The sequence below is a fragment of the Streptacidiphilus alkalitolerans genome, from assembly GCF_042511045.1.
GTDB lineage: Bacteria > Actinomycetota > Actinomycetes > Streptomycetales > Streptomycetaceae > Streptacidiphilus > Streptacidiphilus alkalitolerans.
Window position 1 is genome coordinate 92,744 of record NZ_JBHEZX010000022.1, and the last position, 14,567, is coordinate 107,310.

A 14,567-nucleotide genomic window follows, 5' to 3' on the forward strand; every position below is an offset into this window, starting at 1 on the left:
CCCGCGACATGGCTACTGACTACGACACCCCGCGCAAGACCGATGACGACCTCAACGAGGACAGCATCGAGGAACTGAAGGCCCGAAGGAACGAGAAGTCGACCAGCTCGGTCGACGTCGACGAATTCGAAGCGGCCGAAGGCCTCGAGCTGCCCGGGGCGGACCTCAGCAATGAGGAGCTCTCCGTCCGGGTGCTGCCCCGTCAGGCCGACGAGTTCACCTGCATGAGCTGCTTCCTGGTGCACCACCGGAGCCAGCTGGCGAGTGAGAAGAACGGCAACCCGATCTGCCGGGACTGCGCGGCCTGACGCGTTTCGGGGTAGGGAGGTCCTTATGAGGCCGTTCCGACAGCGAGACAACGACGAGTCGAAGAACGGCGGCCGACCGGTCGCCGACGCAGCACCGGCCGACGGCACCGCGGACGAACTCGCCCGCATCGCCGCCGAGCTGGAGGCATGGGACGGATCCGCTCCGGCGGACTCCGTCCCTCAGGGCGAGCGGGGCCGCAGGATGGCCTCGCTCGCAGGCGCTCTCAAGGGCAGTCTGGGCGCCGGCTGGACCAAGGGTGCCTCCCTGGTGGGAAGCACCACCAAGGACGGCGCCCTGCGCCTTGTGGACCGCCTGACGGAGGCGGTCCCGCGCATCCCGGTCCGCGACCTGCGCACGCTGCGCGCCCAGCACCCGGGCGCGCGGGTCGCCGAGGACCTCGCGGACAACATCACTTCGGGCGCCGTGAAGGCGTCCGCCTCCGTGGGCGCCGGCGTCGGCGCCGCGGCCATGCTCCCGGTCCCGCCGGCGATGGCGGTGGAGATCGCCGGTGAGCTGCTGGCCGTCGCCGCGATCGAGATCAAGATGATCGCCGAGCTCTACGAGGTCTACGGCCAGCCGGTCGGCGGCAGCGTGTCCCAGCGCACCGGCGCGTACCTGTCGGTCTGGTCGCAGCGGCGCGGGCTCGACCTGTCCAAGCCGACCACGCTGGTGGCCCTGGGCGCGGGCAAGGAGCTCCGGCAGCAGCTGCGCAAGCGGCTGACCCGCAGCGGGCTGCGCAAACTGCCGTCGCTGACGCCGATGATGGTGGGCGCGGTGGCCGGCGCCGTGGTCAACCGCAGGGACACCGCGAAGCTGGCCCAGGAGATCCGCCGCGACCTGCGCGGCCGCCCCCCGGCCGAGCCGGGCTACTGGGCGGCGGCGGCCCCGGCCAGGGCGGTCGAGGGCGGCCGGGCCAAGGGCAGGACGATCAAGGGCGAGGCGGTGAAGGGCGAGGCGGTGGAGGGCTAGGCCGCCAGTAGGCCCTGCCTGGCCGTCTCCAGCGCGGCGGCCAGCCCCTCCGGGTCACGGGTCGACAGGTAGAGGTAGGGCGTCGGGTCCTGCGGGTCGGTCACCTCCACCTTCAGCGCGGTGGGGATGTAGGCCCGCAGCAGCATGAACGCCCGGGCGTCCGCCTTGCGGGTGCGCCAGAGGAAGGCCTCGGCGCGGTCCAGCGGCTCGGCCGCCCCCAGCGCCTCGACCGGGATCCGGGCGTCGCCGGCCACCAGCAGCCCCTGCACCACCCGGATCCGGACCGAACCGTAGGAACTCAGCAGGACCGCGCCGACGGCCGCGCCGGCCATCAGCGCCAGCAGCCCAGGCACCGCCCCGAACAGGTAGAAGATGAGCCCGAATGACAGCCCGCTGCCCGCGGGGAACAGCCACCAGGTGAGCGGAGCCGTGAGGCGTTCGTCGTACATGGCTCCCATTGTCCGCGCGCTCCGCGGCGGCCCCGCACAGGGGTCGCCGGTTCGGCCTCCGCGCGTGAAGTTCTGTAATGTCCGGTCCGTGACCACGCACTCCGCCCGCCCCTCGCTGACCCCGCCGCCGGACGCCTCCGCCCCGGTCCGGCACCCCGAGGCCCCGGCGCCGGGGACGCTGATCGACCCGCACTACGAGCACTGCTTCGGCTGCGGTCCGCAGCAGCCGCACGGGCTGCACCTGGCCGCCACGGCCGGCCCCGGGGTCGAGGTGTTCGCCGAGTTCACGGTGGGGCAGGCGCACCAGGGCGGCCCGGGACTGGCCCACGGCGGGGTGCTGGTCGCGGCGATGGACGACGCGCTGGGGACGCTGAACTGGCTGCTGCACACCGCCTCGGTGACCGCGCGGCTGGAGACGGACTTCGTCCGCCCGGTGCCGGTCGGCGCGACCCTGTCGATCCACACCTGGGTCGAGGCGGTCGCCGGGCGGAAGATCTACTGCCGGGGCGAGGGCCGGCTCGAAGGCCCGGACGGGCCGCTCGCGATATCGGCGTACGCGCTCTTCGTCCAGGTGGAACTGGACCACTTCACCACCCACGGCCGTCCCGAGGACATCAAGGCGGCCATGGAGAACCCCGACCTCTTCAAGCGTGCCCGTGCCTTCGAGGTGAATCCCTAGTGACTGCCAACCATCCCGTCGACGTCCTGCTGCGGCGACTGGATCCGGAACTCCCCGCTCCGCGCTACGCCCACCCGGGCGACGCCGGGGCCGACCTGCTGACCACGGTGGACGCCGTTCTGGAGCCCGGTGAGCGGGCCGTGCTGCCGACCGGCGTGGCCATCGCGCTGCCGGACGGCTACGCCGCCTTCGTCCACCCGCGCTCCGGACTCGCCGCCCGCTGCGGTCTCGCCCTGGTGAATGCCCCAGGAACGGTGGATGCCGGGTACCGTGGTGAGATCAAGGTGATCGTCGTCAACCTCGACCCGCGCGAGCGGGTGGTCTTCCACCGCGGGGACCGGATCGCCCAGCTGGTCGTCCAGCGGGTCGAGAAGGTCCGTTTCCACGAGGTGGCGGAACTTCCGGGGTCGGCGCGTGCCATCGGTGGCTTCGGGTCGACGGGCGGCCATGCCGCGGTTAGCATTCCGGCGGCCGGGCAGGAAATCTCTTCGGTACCCGACCGGGAAGGACAGTGACCGTGTTCCGTCGTCGCGCCAAGAGCGAGGACGCTGTCGACCAGTTCGAGGGCTCGGAAGCCCTTGAGGACAGCGAGGACATCGCAGGTGTGGACTCCGTGGAGGAGGACGACGCCGAGGACGACCGGGTGGGGCTTCCGCCCGCGCCGCGTCCTGACGGCCCCTGGGACTCCACCGAGGTGGAGGACGCCGCGGAGGGCCGGGTGGACCTGGGCGGTCTGCTGGTGCCCGGTGTCGAGGGCATGGAGCTGAGGGTGGAGGTGGCCGGCGACTCCATCGTCGCGGCGACCCTGGTCCTCGGCAGCAGTGCCATTCAGCTGCAGGCCTTCGCCGCCCCCAAGTCCGAGGGCATCTGGGGCGAGGTCAGGGACGAGATCGCCTCCGGGATCACCGAGCAGGGCGGCATCGTCGAGACCGAGGAGGGCCCGCTGGGCTGGGGCCTGGTGGCCCAGGTCCCGGTGGCGCTCCCGGACGGCGCCCGCGGTGAGCAGGTGGTGCGCTTCGTCGGCTGCGACGGGCCGCGCTGGTTCCTGCGCGGGGTGATCTCCGGCCAGGCCGCGGTGCAGCCGGAGTCCGCCGGGGTCCTCGAGCAGGTGTTCCGGGAGACCGTGGTGGTCCGCGGCGAAACGCCGATGGCGCCCCGCGACCCGATCGTGCTGAAGCTCCCCGAGGACGCCCAGATGGTCGCGGACGGGATGCCGCAGCAGCAGTCGGCCCCGCCCGAGAACCGTTTCAGCGGCGACCCGATGAACCCGTTCGAGCGCGGTCCCGAGATCACCGAGGTCCGCTGAGGTCCGGTTCGGATCCTTCGCAGTCGTAGCAAGCAGACAGGCCCCCTTTGCGGGGGCCTGTCTGCTTTGGTGCGGGGCCCAAACGGAAGACCTCCTCCAGGTTCCCCAAGATCCCTTGATTACCCGGCGGTCGCCGTCCATGCTGTGCTGATCACACCTGGTCTAGACCATGTGCCGGGCCGGGTGCGGGATGCCGGGTGTCCAGTCGCGGGGGAGCAGCGTGGCCGCAACGATCGTCAGGACCGAGCCGTCGGGGCGGCCGGTGCGCAGACCGCCGCGCCGGCTGCCCCCGCCGCTCCGGCGCTCGGCGCAGCACGGCCTGGTGCTCACCGCCGCCGCGCTGACCGTGCTGCTGGCCGGGACGGTGCTGTCCGCGCTCGCCGCGCTGGCCGGGTTCGCGGTGGACGCGGGGACGGTCGACCGGGTCTCGGCCCAGCCGGAGGCCCAGGTTCAGTTCACCGCGACCTACGCGGCGCCGGGCCTGGCGGTGGCGGACCGGGACATCCGGGCCGCCGTCGCCCGCAGCTTCGGCCCGGTGTCCCAGCACACCTACCTGGGGCTGGTCGGGCAGACGCCGCTGGTGCTGGCCGGAACCGAGACCGCGCCGGTCCTGCTGCACCCGGTCGCCGTGCAGGGCGCGGCGGCCCACGGCGTGCTGGTCACCGGCAGCTGGCCGGCCGGTGCCGGGGACGCCCCCCGCGACGCCTTCCTGCGGCTGCCGGCCGTCCCGCCGGGCACCGGGGGCACGGCGGCCGGCGCCGGGCCGGTGGTGGACGCGGCCGTCCCGCAGCAGCTGGCGCTGCGGCTGCGGCTCAGGCCGGGCTCGGTGCTCCGGCTGACCGACTCCTACGAACACCGGGTCACGGTCCGGGTCAGCGGCGTTTTCCGCCCGTCCGACGGCGAGCCGGGCTTCTGGGACGGGGCCGCGGGAAACCCCACCGACGCACCGGCCCTGCTGGTGCTCGCCCCCGGCCCGCTGAACGGCACCGCCGCGTTCGACCAGCAGATCGCGGCGCTCTGGAACACCGTCCCCGACTTCTCCCGGCTCCGGGCCGGGGACCTGCCCGGGCTGGCGCAGCGGGTGACCACGCTGACCACCAGCGACACCAGCCGCTCGGTGTTCCACGGCGCCGATCCGGCGCTGCCGCTGGTGACCGTCAACTCCTCGCTGCCGTCGATCCTGGACCGGCTCGGCGGGTCCGTGGTGGTGGCACGGTCCGCGCTCTACCTGCCGGCCGCGCTGCTGGCCGTACTCGCGCTCACCACCCTGGTGCTGACCGCGCGTCAGCTCGCGGCACACCGGCAGAACGAGCTGGTGCTGCAGCAGACCAGGGGGGCCGGCGGCGGCCGGCTGCTGCGTGCCGCCGGTCTGGAGTGGCTCGTCATCGTGCTGCCGACGGCGGTGGCCGCGCCGTTCCTGGCGGCGCCGCTGCTGCACGGGCTGCACGGCGCCGGGGTGCTCCAGGGGCCGCTGCCGGGCAGCACCCTGCGGGCGGAGGCCTGGGGCGCGGTGGCGCTGGCGGTGCTGGTGCACGGCGCGGCCGCGCTGCTGCCGGTGCTGCGCGCGGTGACCGGACGCGACATCACCGCCAGGCTCAGGGCGCGCGGTGCCAGGGCCGCCGCCGCGCAGCAGTTCGGCGCGGACCTGGCGCTGCTGGCCGTGGCCGTCCTCGGTTATCTGCAACTGCGGCACTACCGCTCCACGGTGACCCTGGCCGGGACCGTGGACCCGGTGCTGGTGCTGGTCCCGGTGGTCGCGGTCGGGGCGGCCTCGGTGCTGCTGCTCCGGCTGCTGCCGCTGGCCTCGCGGCTGCTGGACGCCTTCGGCCGACGCAGCCGGGGCCTGGTGCTGCCGCTGGCGGGCTGGCAGATCAGCCGGCGCTCCGGCCGGAACGCGGGCCCGGTGGTGCTGATGTGCCTGGCGGTGACCGTGGGCGCGCTCGCCACCACCGCGCTGGCCTGCCTGGACGCGCTGGCCCAGGACCAGGCCGAGTTCACCGTCGGCGCCGCCGCCGCGGTCCGCCCGGCGACCGGCGCCCCCGGCTATCCGGACCAGTCGCTGCACGCACGGCTGCAGGCGCTGCCCGGGGTGACCGGGGTGAACCCGGTGACCCTGAACCAGGCCACGTCCTCGGGGGACAGCACGGCGGTCGGCCTGATCGGCATCGACACCACGGCCACCGCGCCCGGCCGCCCCGCCCCGCCGCTGCCGACCCTGCGCCAGGACCTGGCCGGACCGCACTACGCCGCCGACATCGCCGCCCTGGCCAAGGGCATCCCGCCCGGCGGGCTGCCGCTGCCGGGCCGCCCGGCCGGGATCGACCTGGACCTCGCGGTGACCTCCTCGGCCGTCGGCGGCGGGGTCTCCGCGCCCACGCTGACCCTCACCGTGGTCGACGCGGACGGGCAGACCGACCGGATCACCGCCGTGCCGGACCGCCTCGACGGCACCCGGCGGACCCTGCGGCTGACCCTGCCGGGCGGGGCCCGCAGCGCCTACCCGCTGACGCTGGCCGGGATCGCCCTGACACCGGCCGCCGACCAGCCCTCGGCCAGGTTCGGGCTGACCGTCTACCGGATCGGCGGCGACGGCTGGGCCGACGCGCTGCCGGCCGGGAACCTCTGGTTCGACCGCACCGGCGGGCCCGGCCAGGCCGCGCGGGCCGCCGCCGCCAAGGCCGCCGACTGCGTCACCGTGCCGCCGCCCGGCAGCAATGAGCCGGCGGCCTACCCCTCGGCCGTGTGCGATCTGGACGGGGGCGCGGGCGCGGGGGCGCCGCTGCTGCGGGCCGAGGTGGCCAGCGGTCCGCCGGGGCAGCGGACCCAGGGGGAGGGGATCGTGCTGGTCCCGGCCCCGTCCGGCTCCAGCGGCGAGGTGAAGCCGGTTCCGGTGCTCGCCGACGACTCCTTCGTCGCCCAGACCCACCTCCGGGTCGGCGACCTGATCAAGATCGGCGTCGGCCTCGACGACTCCGGCCTCGAGCAGGACGTCGACGTGCAGGTGGTCGGCACGGTCCACGCGATTCCCGGCGTCGGCACACTGCAGGCCAACCTGCTGGTCGACCAGCGGGCGCTGGCCGCCGCCGAACTGGCCGGGAACATCCCGCCCCAGCGCCCCGGCCTCTGGTGGCTGGCCGGCACCGAGCCCGCCGCCGACGCGGCCGCGGTGGCCCGGGACCCGATGCTGGGCACGGCGGTCACCACGGACCAGGCCGCTGCGCAGCAGCGCGCCGACCCGTTCCGTTTCGGCATGCGGGAGGTGCTGGCGCTGTGCCGGCTGCTGGCCCCGGCGTTCGCGGTGATCGGCTTCACCGTGCACGTGGTGATCACCACCCGCGAGCGGCGGCGCGAGTTCGCCCTGCTCCGGGCGATGGGGACGCGCAGCAGGCGGCTGGCGACCCTGCTCTGGCTGGAGCAGATCGGGGTGACCCTGTTCGCGGTGCTGCCCGGCGCCCTGCTCGGGGTCGGCCTGGCCGCGGTGATCCTGCCGCTGGTCACCGTGGACGACGCGGGGGCCCGGCCGTACCCCCCGCTGCGGATCGACGTGCCCTGGCTGTGGGTGGCGCTGACCGCGCTGGCCACCGCCGGGGCGATCTGCCTGGTGGTGATGACCCTCTCCCGGCTGCTCGCCCGGGTTGACCTGGTCCGGACGCTGCGGGCCGGGGAGGACTCATGACCGGGGCGACACGGCTGCTGCGACGCGAGGCGCGGGGGGACCTGCCGCTGCTGGTCTGCCTGGCCGTCCTGGTCGCGGTCCTGGCCGGGCTGGGCGCGGCCGGTCCGGTGGCGCTGGCCGGCCGGGAGGACAGCGCGCTGCGGGACCGGCTGGCCACCGCCGTGCACGCCGGGCCGCTGCTGTCGGTGACCACGGTCCAGGGCGCCTTCGACGACCCGGTGCTGCAGGCCAGGGCGCATCCGGTGCTCAGTCAGACCGGGCCCGGGGGAGCGCTGGTGGCCGGCACGGCGACCGTCCCCGACGGGTCGTCGGTCCGGGTGGACCGGACCGTGGTGACCTTTCCGCTGCTGAAGGTGGCACTGCCGCAGATCACCGTGAACCGGATCAGCAGCACCGCGCTGACACCGCATCACATCAGTGACGCGGCGGCGCACCTGCGCTATGTCTCCGGCGGCCCGCCGGACGACCGCGCCCCGGCCGGGACCGCGCCGGGCATCGCCATCTCCGAGGCCGCCGCCAAGCTCACCGGCCTGACCGTGGGCCGGCGGATCACGGCCGTGGAGATCCCCGTGCTCGGGGTGGTCAACACCACCCACTTCACCGTCTCCGGGATCTTCCGGCCGATCCACCCCGACGACGACTTCTGGCGGGACCAGCCCACCCTGGACCAGCCGCAGTCCTTCCCAGACGGGACCAGGGCCGGCGGCTTCAACGCGTCGATCCAGGGCCTGGTCGGCGCGGCTGCCGCGGCCACTATGAAGGACGACTCGATCACCCTGCCCACCATCACCTGGGAACTGGGCCTCACCCTCGGGCACGACACGGTGCGCCAGTCCGCCGGGGTGCTGAGCGCGCTGCAGGCCTTTCCGACCGACCTGACCGCGAGCCTGTGCGGCTCCTCGGACTCGATGGGCCGGGAGCAGTGCGAGATGGGTGACGACAAGGTGAGCGCCTACCAGGTGGGCGACCGGTTCACCCCGCTGCTCAGCGCCTTCACCGCCGAGGACGAGCAGACCCGCGAGCTGGCCTCCTACGCGGTGGCCTCGCTGCTGGCGGTCGGCCTGGTGACGGTGCTGGTCGCGGTGCGGCTGCTGCTGCGCCGACGTGCCGGCCACCTCGCCCTGCAGCGCTCGCGCGGGGCCTCCACCGCCGGTCTGGTGCTGCTGCGCAGCGCGAGCACCACCCCGGTGGTGCTGGCCGCCGGGGCGCTGGGCTGGCTGCTCGGGCTGCGCCTCGCCCCGGCCGGGACCAGCGGCTCGCCGCAGCCGCTGATCGCCCTGCTCGGCACCGGGGCGGCGGCGCTGATGGTCCCGCTGCTGACCTGGCAGGCGGTGCGGGAGCCCGCAGCCGTCCGCGATCCGCGCCGGATCCGCCGGCGCCGGGGCCGCCGCACGGTGCTGGAGCTGACCGCGCTGCTGCTGGCCGGGGCCGGGACGGTCGCGCTGCGGGCCCGCGGCAGCGGCGGCGGGAACGGGGTGGACGTCCAACTCAGCCTGGTGCCGGTGCTGTTCGCGATGGCGGCGGTACTGGTGCTGGTCCGGGTCTACCCGCTGCTGCTGCGGCTGCTCGCGGCCCAGGCCGGGCGCGGCGGCGGAGTGGTCGCCTTCGTCGGCCTGCGCCGGGCCGGGCAGGACGCCCCGGCGACCGGCCTGGCCCTGTTCGTCCTGGTGATCACCCTGGGCACGGCCGTGTTCGGAGGGCTGGTCACCCGCTCGGTCGCGGACGGCGCGGCGGTCGGCGCGGCCTGGTCGGCCGGCGGCGACGCCTCGGTGCTGCAGAGCGGCAACGTGGCGGCCAAACCGGTGCCCGAGACCGCGGGCAGCCCGGTCCGGGCGACCGTGGCCGAGCAGCGGCGCGGCGTCCGGCTGGTCGGCGACACCAACGGCGCGACCTATCCGGGGGTGGCCCTGGTCACCGTGGACATCGGCCGGCTGGCCGCCGCCGAACCGGGATCCCCGCTGGTCCGAGCCCTGTCCGCGCTGGACCGGGACCCGCCGGTGCGCACCGGCGCCTTCGACGAACGGATCCCGGTGCTGGCCGACGCCTCCTTCTACGCGCAGGAGTCGCAGGAGACCCTCACCGCCGTGGTCGACGCCGCGGTGACCGGTACCCGGCAGCTGCATGTGAAGCCGACCGGCGTCCTGGACACCGCGGCCCTCACCGACCCGGCCCTCGGCCCGATCACCGGCGGGCTGCCGCCGGGAACCCGGGTCCTGGTCGCCTCCTCCGCCGCCGACCGGGTGCTGCCGAACCAGCTGACCGGGGCCACCGCCCTGCTGGTCTACGCCCGCCCCGGCGCCGACCCGGAGGCCGCCGCGGCCTCGGCTGCCGATGCACTGGGACCGCTGGCCTCGGTCCGGGTGCGGGCGACCCGGCTGGCCGAGCTGCGCGACGACGGGCTGGCCCGGCTGGTGAGCAGCTCCTACGCGGTCTGCACCCTGCTGGCGGCGCTGTTCGGCCTGCTCGCGGTCGCCCTGGAACTGGTGCTGACCGCCCGTGAGCGCAGCCGCACCAGCTCCTACCTGCGCACCCTCGGCCTGGGCGGCCGGTCGGCGGCCTGGCTGCAGATCGTCCAGCTGCTGCCGCTGGCGGTGGCCGCCGCGGTCGGCGGCGGGCTGGTCGGGGTGCTCGAACCGCAGGTGCTGGGACCGGCGCTGAGTATCCGTCAGTTCACCGGCGGCCCCGGCGACCCGGCCCTGCGCGCCGACTACCGGACCACCCTGCTGCTCGGCCTGTGCTTGGCGCTGCTGGTCCTGGGGGCCGCGGCGGTGGAGAGTACGGTGGCCCGGGCACGTCGCCTGGGCGCGGTGCTCAGGCTGGGGGAGGTGTGACCAGGATGAGCAAAAACCATACCGGTTTCAGCAACTGCACGACAGAATTGGCCGTCGCCCACCCTTCGTCCACAGCCGTACCGAGCCCAGGGGGAACCCCGTGACCGGCAAGAACCTCACGACCGAGGGTCCCGACCTGGCCGAGCTGCGCCGCCGGGCCGCCGCGGCGGGCGTGCCCGAGCGGGAGGAGGGCCTGATCGTCTGCGAGAACCTGGTCCGGATCTACCAGACCGAGGGGGTCGAGGTGCAGGCCCTGCAGGGGCTGGACCTGGCCGTCGCCAAGGGCGAGATGGTCGCGGTGATCGGCGCCTCCGGCTCCGGCAAGTCCACCCTGCTCGGCATCCTCTCCGGCCAGGACGTCCCCACCGCCGGGTCGGCCGAGGTGGCCGGGCACGACCTGCTGGGGATGAAGCGCCGGGACCGGCTCGCCTACCGGCGCGGCACTGTGGGCTTCGTCTGGCAGCAGACCGCCCGCAACCTGCTGCCCTACCTGACCGCGGCCGAGAACGTGATGCTGCCGATGAGCTACACCGGGGTCAAGCGCGGCCGGCGGCGGGCCCGGGCCGAGGAACTGCTCGACCTGCTCGGGGTCGCGCACTGCCGTGACCGGGGCCCGGGCGAGATATCCGGCGGCGAGCAGCAGCGGGTCGCCATCGCGGTGGCCAACGCCAATGAGCCCCGGGTGCTGTTCGCCGACGAGCCGACCGGCGAGCTGGACACCGCCACCAGCGAGGAGATCTTCGCCGCGCTGCGCCGGGCCAACCAGGACCTGGGCGTCACCGTGGTCGTGGTCACCCATGACGCCCTGGTCTCCGAGCAGGTCCAGCGAACGGTGCGGATCCGCAACGGCCGCACCTCCACCGAGGTGCTGCGCAGCGTCACCACCGGCGACGACGGGGTGGAGGAGCTGACCGCGGAGGAGTACGCGGTGCTGGACCGCAACGGACGGCTGCAGCTGCCGTCCGAGTTCACCGAGCGGCTGCACATGCGCAAGCGGGTGCGACTGGCGCTGGAGGCCGATCACATCGGAGTATGGCCGGACGCGGCGGCCCAGCAGGCCAGGGCCGACGCGGACACGAGTGGTAACGAGAGCGAGGGGGAGCGATGAGCAGCAGCACCGAACCGCAGGGCGCCACCGCCGTGGCCGAGCCCGGGGCGCCGATGGTGGAGGTCCAGGACCTGCACAAGACCTTCGGCAGCGGCTCCACCGCCGTGCACGCCCTGCGCGGGGTGTCCTTCACCGCCCGGCGCGGGGAGCTGACCGCGCTCAAGGGCCGGTCCGGGTCCGGCAAGACCACCCTGCTCAACCTGGTCGGCGGCCTGGACCGGCCCAGCTCGGGCCGGATCGTGGTGGACGGGCGCACCCTCGCCGACTCCGACGGCGAGGAACTGGGCGAGGACGGCCTGCTGGCCCTGCGCCGGGACCGGATCGGCTTTGTGTTCCAGTCCTTCGGCCTGATCCCGATCCTCACCGCCGCCGAGAACGTCGGCGTCCCGATGCGGCTGAAGCGCACCCCGCCGCGTGAGCGCGAGGAGCGGGTACGGGAGCTGCTCGGCCTGGTCGGCCTCGGCGACCACGTCAACCAGCGCCCGGGCGAGCTCTCCGGCGGCCAGCAGCAGCGGGTGGCCATCGCCCGCGCGCTGGCCAACCAGCCGGCCCTGATCATCGCCGACGAGCCGACCGGGCAGCTGGACTCGGACACCGGCCGCGCCATCATGCAGCTGCTGCGCGCGGTTGTGCGCAGCGAGGGCGTCACCGCCCTGGTCGCCACGCACGACCCCGCGCTGATGGAACTGGCCGACCGGGTGCTGGACCTCAGGGACGGTCAGATCGTCGAAGAGCACTGAGCTCTTTGCAGAGCACTGATCTCGGTAAGGAGCGCCGTTCTCGTCGTGGAACAGTGACCTCAGACGCCGGCCACGACCCGGTGGTCGGCGGTGAAGGGCCTGCCCGCGACGAGTTCGGAGCTGCGCCCGTCCGGGCCGACCGGCAGGTCGCCGATCAGGGTGACCCGGTGCAGCCGCCGCTCCACGTCCAGGTGCTCCAGGTCGCGCGGGGCGAGGTGGGCGGTGGCCCGGTTGTCCCAGAAGGCCACGTGCCCGGCCTCCCAGCGGAGCCGGACGGTGTACTCGGGGCGGGTGATCTCGGCGTAGAGCAGGTCCAGGATCTGCTTGCTCTCGCTGGGGGTGACGTCGACGATGTGGCTGGTGAAGCCGGGGTTGACGAACAGCGCCCGCTCCCCGGTCTCCGGGTGCACCCGGACCACCGGGTGGATCGCGACCAGCAGGTTGTCGTTGATCCGCTTGGCGTACTCGCTGTCGCCGGCCACCCGGCCGCTGCCGCCGTAGCGGTGCTCGGCGCGCAGGGTGTCCACAAAGGCGCGGACCGGGGCGGACAGGCCCTGGTAGGCAGCGACCAGGTTGGTCCAGGTGGTGTCGCCGCCGACCTCGGGCACCCGCTCGGCCCGCAGGATCGACCCGGCCGGCGGGTTCACCGCGGCGGTCACATCGGTGTGCCAGCCGTCGAAGTAGCTGTACTGGCGCTTGCGGTACTCCTCGCGGAAGCCCTTGCCGTAGCGCTCCTCGAAGCGGGTCGGGTCGATGGTGAAGATCTCCGGGTGGTCCTCCGGCGGGGTGTCGTCGTGCGGGTGGGCGTAGGTCAGCTCGCCGAACTGCCGGGCGAAGGCGATCTGCGCGGCGTGGTCCAGCTGCTGGCCCCGGAAGAACACCACCTTGTGGCGCTGCAGGGCCTCCCTGATCTGCTGGACCTCGCCCTCGGCGAGCGGCTGGGCGAGGTCGACTCCGTTGATGTCGGCCCCAATGTGGCCGGCGACCTGGCGGACGGTCAGAGCCATGGTGTTTCCCCTTCTGCTGCGGCGGCTTACTGGTTGACGGAGGTGTAGCGGTTGGCCGGGCGGTCCAGCCCGTAGTGCTCGCGCAGGGTGCGCCCGGTGTACTCGTGGCGGAAGAGGCCGCGCTCGCGCAGCATCGGGACCACATGCTCGGCGAAGAGCTCCAGGCCCTCGGGCAGGATCGGCGGCATGATGTTGAAGCCGTCGGCCGCGCCCCGGGTGAACCACTGCTCGATGTGGTCGGCGACCTGCTCGGGGGTGCCAGCCAGCACCTGGTGTCCGCGTCCCCCGCCCAGCCTGCCCACGAGTTGACGTAGCGTCAGCCCGTCCCGTTCGGCCAGGTCGCGGACCAGGGTGAAGCGGCTCTTGGCCCCGTTGATCGCGTCCAGCGGGGGCAGCGGCGGCAGCGGGGCGTCCAGCGGGTGCCGGCTGAGGTCCACGCCGAGCAGCACCGAGAGGGTGCCGATGGCCCGGGCCGGGTTGATCAGCTCGTCCAGTTCCTGGTCCAGCGCCTTGGCCTCGGCCTCGGTGGAGCCGAGCACCGGGACGATGCCGGGCAGCACCACGATCCCCTCCGGATCGCGGCCGAGCGCGGCGGCCCGGCGCTTGAGGTCGCCGTAGAACTCCTGGCCCTCCTCCAGCGTCTGCTGGGCGGTGAACACCGCCTCGGCGTTGGCGGCGGCGAAGCCCCGGCCGTCCGCCGAACTGCCGGCCTGGACCAGCAGTGGGTGGCCCTGCGGGCCGCGCGGGATGTTCAGCGGGCCGAGCACCTGGAAGTGCTCGCCGCTGTGGTTGATCTCGTGCAGCTTGGCCGGGTCGGTGAGCCGCCCGCTCGCGCGGTCCAGCAGCAGCGCGTCGTCCTCCCAGCTGTCCCAGAGCGCCCGCACCACCTCCAGGTACTCGGTGGCCCGCTGGTAGCGGACCGCGTGCTCCTGGTTGGCGCTGCGGTTGAAGTTCCGGGCGGCCCGGTCGCCGGCCGAGGTGACGATGTTCCAGCCGGCCCGGCCGCCGCTGAGGTGGTCCAGCGAGGCGAACTGCCGGGCCAGGTTGTAGGGCTCGGTGAAGCCGGTGGAGACGGTGCCGATCAGTCCGATCCGCTCGGTGCCGACGGCGAGTGCGGACAGCAGGGTGAACGGCTCGAAGTGCCCGATCCAGGCGTTGGCCCGGGCCGGATCCGGCCCCTCGACCCCGTCCGCGAGGAACACCGAGTCGAACGCCGCCGCCTCGGCGGTGGCGGCGAGCCGCTGGAAGTGGGCCAGCGAGGAGAGGTTCGCCGGGTCGGTGCGCGGATGGCGCCAGGCGGCCTCGTGGTGGCCGACGCCCATCAGGAACAGGTTGAGATGCAGTTGCCTGCGGTGTGAAGGCATGCGGAAGCACTCCGGGTTCAGTGGAGGTGACGGCCTGTCATATCCCGGAGCGGTCACGGGAGGAGAGCGGGCAGGAGGGATTAACAGCCGAGGCCGGCGAAGTGGTGCAGTCGGAAGGCGTTCACCGGG

General features: G+C 74.1%; 12 protein-coding genes. 9 read left to right on the top strand and 3 right to left on the bottom strand.

Annotated elements, in window-relative coordinates:
• Positions 1 to 8 precede the first annotated feature (8 nt).
• On the top strand, positions 9 to 308 hold the full coding sequence (locus tag ACEZDG_RS33750; protein ID WP_030258984.1) for a DUF4193 domain-containing protein: 300 nt from the start codon (positions 9 to 11) through the stop codon (positions 306 to 308).
• A 25-nt stretch (positions 309 to 333) separates the two neighbouring features.
• The gene (locus ACEZDG_RS33755) at positions 334 to 1,278 is read left to right on the top strand and encodes a hypothetical protein (protein ID WP_380517470.1); all 945 of its coding nucleotides are present in this window, start codon (positions 334 to 336) and stop codon (positions 1,276 to 1,278) included.
• Here the strand turns inward: ACEZDG_RS33755 and ACEZDG_RS33760 are convergent.
• Entirely contained in the window at positions 1,275 to 1,727 is a 453-nt protein-coding gene (locus tag ACEZDG_RS33760; RefSeq protein ID WP_380517473.1) for a DUF3093 domain-containing protein, read from the bottom strand. The two genes, ACEZDG_RS33755 and ACEZDG_RS33760, sit on opposite strands and share 4 nt — an antisense overlap.
• A gap of 115 nt (positions 1,728 to 1,842) precedes the next feature.
• On the opposite strand from ACEZDG_RS33760, the gene ACEZDG_RS33765 reads away from it, so the two are divergent.
• The 7 genes from ACEZDG_RS33765 (at position 1,843) to ACEZDG_RS33795 (ending at position 12,067) form a co-directional block, all read left to right on the top strand.
• The gene (locus ACEZDG_RS33765) at positions 1,843 to 2,406 is read left to right on the top strand and encodes a hotdog domain-containing protein (RefSeq protein WP_380517582.1); all 564 of its coding nucleotides are present in this window, start codon (positions 1,843 to 1,845) and stop codon (positions 2,404 to 2,406) included.
• The gene (gene dut, locus ACEZDG_RS33770) at positions 2,406 to 2,921 is read left to right on the top strand and encodes a dUTP diphosphatase (RefSeq protein WP_380517476.1); all 516 of its coding nucleotides are present in this window, start codon (positions 2,406 to 2,408) and stop codon (positions 2,919 to 2,921) included. Before ACEZDG_RS33765 ends, dut begins: the two co-directional genes overlap by 1 nt.
• A 2-nt stretch (positions 2,922 to 2,923) precedes the next feature.
• A complete protein-coding gene (locus ACEZDG_RS33775) occupies positions 2,924 to 3,712 on the top strand; it encodes a DUF3710 domain-containing protein (RefSeq protein ID WP_380517479.1) in 789 nt (262 codons plus the stop codon).
• A gap of 220 nt (positions 3,713 to 3,932) precedes the next feature.
• The gene (locus ACEZDG_RS33780; protein ID WP_380517482.1) at positions 3,933 to 7,388 is read left to right on the top strand and encodes an FtsX-like permease family protein; all 3,456 of its coding nucleotides are present in this window, start codon (positions 3,933 to 3,935) and stop codon (positions 7,386 to 7,388) included.
• Complete coding sequence (locus ACEZDG_RS33785) at positions 7,385 to 10,219, top strand: hypothetical protein (RefSeq protein WP_380517484.1); 2,835 nt, start codon at positions 7,385 to 7,387, stop codon at positions 10,217 to 10,219. Before ACEZDG_RS33780 ends, ACEZDG_RS33785 begins: the two co-directional genes overlap by 4 nt.
• A 100-nt stretch (positions 10,220 to 10,319) precedes the next feature.
• The gene (locus tag ACEZDG_RS33790; RefSeq protein WP_380517487.1) at positions 10,320 to 11,327 is read left to right on the top strand and encodes an ABC transporter ATP-binding protein; all 1,008 of its coding nucleotides are present in this window, start codon (positions 10,320 to 10,322) and stop codon (positions 11,325 to 11,327) included.
• Positions 11,324 to 12,067 (top strand): ABC transporter ATP-binding protein, encoded by a 744-nt coding sequence (locus ACEZDG_RS33795; RefSeq protein WP_380517490.1) that lies wholly within the window; start codon positions 11,324 to 11,326, stop codon positions 12,065 to 12,067. Before ACEZDG_RS33790 ends, ACEZDG_RS33795 begins: the two co-directional genes overlap by 4 nt.
• Before the next feature lie 59 nt (positions 12,068 to 12,126).
• Here the strand turns inward: ACEZDG_RS33795 and ACEZDG_RS33800 are convergent, their stop codons facing one another.
• Positions 12,127 to 13,074, bottom strand: a complete 948-nt coding sequence (locus ACEZDG_RS33800; RefSeq protein WP_380517493.1) for a TauD/TfdA dioxygenase family protein — start codon at positions 13,072 to 13,074, stop codon at positions 12,127 to 12,129.
• A 26-nt stretch (positions 13,075 to 13,100) separates the two neighbouring features.
• Positions 13,101 to 14,438, bottom strand: a complete 1,338-nt coding sequence (locus tag ACEZDG_RS33805; protein ID WP_380517496.1) for an LLM class flavin-dependent oxidoreductase — start codon at positions 14,436 to 14,438, stop codon at positions 13,101 to 13,103.
• Between the last annotated feature and the right edge of the window lie 129 nt (positions 14,439 to 14,567).

Bases quoted from the DNA above. Each gene is read 5' to 3' on its own strand.
- ACEZDG_RS33795 (WP_380517490.1), top strand. From the start codon at position 11,324: ATGAGCAGCAGCACCGAACCGCAGGGCGCCACCGCCGTGGCCGAGCCC.
- ACEZDG_RS33805 (WP_380517496.1), bottom strand. From the start codon at position 14,438: ATGCCTTCACACCGCAGGCAACTGCATCTCAACCTGTTCCTGATGGGC.
- ACEZDG_RS33755 (WP_380517470.1), top strand. From the start codon at position 334: ATGAGGCCGTTCCGACAGCGAGACAACGACGAGTCGAAGAACGGCGGC.
- ACEZDG_RS33785 (WP_380517484.1), top strand. From the start codon at position 7,385: ATGACCGGGGCGACACGGCTGCTGCGACGCGAGGCGCGGGGGGACCTG.
- ACEZDG_RS33800 (WP_380517493.1), bottom strand. From the start codon at position 13,074: ATGGCTCTGACCGTCCGCCAGGTCGCCGGCCACATTGGGGCCGACATC.
- ACEZDG_RS33750 (WP_030258984.1), top strand. From the start codon at position 9: ATGGCTACTGACTACGACACCCCGCGCAAGACCGATGACGACCTCAAC.
- ACEZDG_RS33760 (WP_380517473.1), bottom strand. From the start codon at position 1,727: ATGTACGACGAACGCCTCACGGCTCCGCTCACCTGGTGGCTGTTCCCC.